The following is a 1,158-nucleotide window of genomic DNA, read 5'->3' on the forward strand; positions in this document are numbered from 1 at the left end:
CGCGGGGGCCGATCCGTCCCCGACGGCGCGACCCGGCGCCATCGTGCTCGCCAACCTCGATCTCGACGGCCGCATCCCGGACGGCGTCCGCGCCCGCCGGCTGAACTGCCGCGACGGCGCGAGTGACGGCCGGGGTGGCGCGGGTGACGGCCGGGCCGCTGTGGCCCGGTTGCTCGACCACTACCTGCGTACCGCCTTCCAGGCCGACCGGCTGATCAACCCGCTGCGCGACCCGCCCGTGCTCGCGCCGTCCCAGCCCCGGGTCACGCCCGCGCCGATCGCGGGGGAGGAGCAGGCGGTGGCCTGGTTCGCCGCCGAGCACCCGGCGATCCTGGCCGCGATCGAGCTGGCCGCCTCCGACGGGTTCGAGTCGTGCGCGTGGCAGCTCGCCTGGGCCGCGTCCACCTATCTCGACCGGCGCGGCCACTGGCACGACCTGGCCGCCGGCCAGCTCACCGCCCTGTCGTGCGCGGTCAAGATCGGCGACCTGGCCGGGCAGGCGCTCTCCCATCGCGGCGTCGCCCGCGCGTACGCCAGGCTCGACCGGCACGACGACGCGCACCGTCACCTGCGCGCGGCGCTCGACCTGTTCGCCCGGCTCGGCGACACGGCCGGGCAGGCGTACGCGCACCGCAACCTGGCCGCCGTGCTGGAGGCGCAGGGCCGCGACAGGGAAGCGCTCGACCACGCCCGCCGGGCGCTGGAGCTGTACCGGGCGGCGGGGCACCAGGCCGGGCTGGCCGACGCGCTCAACGCGGTCGGCTGGTTCCACGCCCGCGTCGGTGCCCACGCCGAGGGCCTGGCGTGCTGCGAGGAGGCGCTCACCCTGTACGAATCGCTCGGCGACGCCGGCGGCCAGGCCCAGACCTGGGACAGCCTCGGCTACGCCCACCACCATCTCGGGGACCACCGGCAGGCCGTGACCTGCTACCTGCGGGCGCTCGACCTGTACACCCGGGTCGGCGACCGCTACAACCTGGCCACCACATTCACCCACCTCGGTGACGCCCATGACACGGCGGGCGCGTCCGGCGAGGCCGCGCGTGCCTGGCGTGCGGCGCTGACGATCCTCACCGAGATCGGCCACGCGGAGGCCCGCCTGGTCGCGGACCGGCTCAACGCCCGACTCACCACCTAGGAGGAGGAGTCCGAGATGAC

The 1,158-nt window shown here is 75.8% G+C and carries 1 protein-coding gene; it reads left to right on the plus strand.

Features of this window, described 5'->3' with window-relative positions; all coding sequences use genetic code 11:
* The coding region (locus tag HII36_RS55350) for a tetratricopeptide repeat protein (RefSeq protein WP_173531414.1) at positions 1-1,138 on the plus strand (1,138 nt) is incomplete at its 5' end.
* Positions 1,139-1,158 lie beyond the last annotated feature (20 nt).

The sequence above is a fragment of the Nonomuraea antri genome (genome assembly GCF_013283785.1).
Classification (GTDB): Bacteria; Actinomycetota; Actinomycetes; order Streptosporangiales; family Streptosporangiaceae; genus Nonomuraea; species Nonomuraea antri.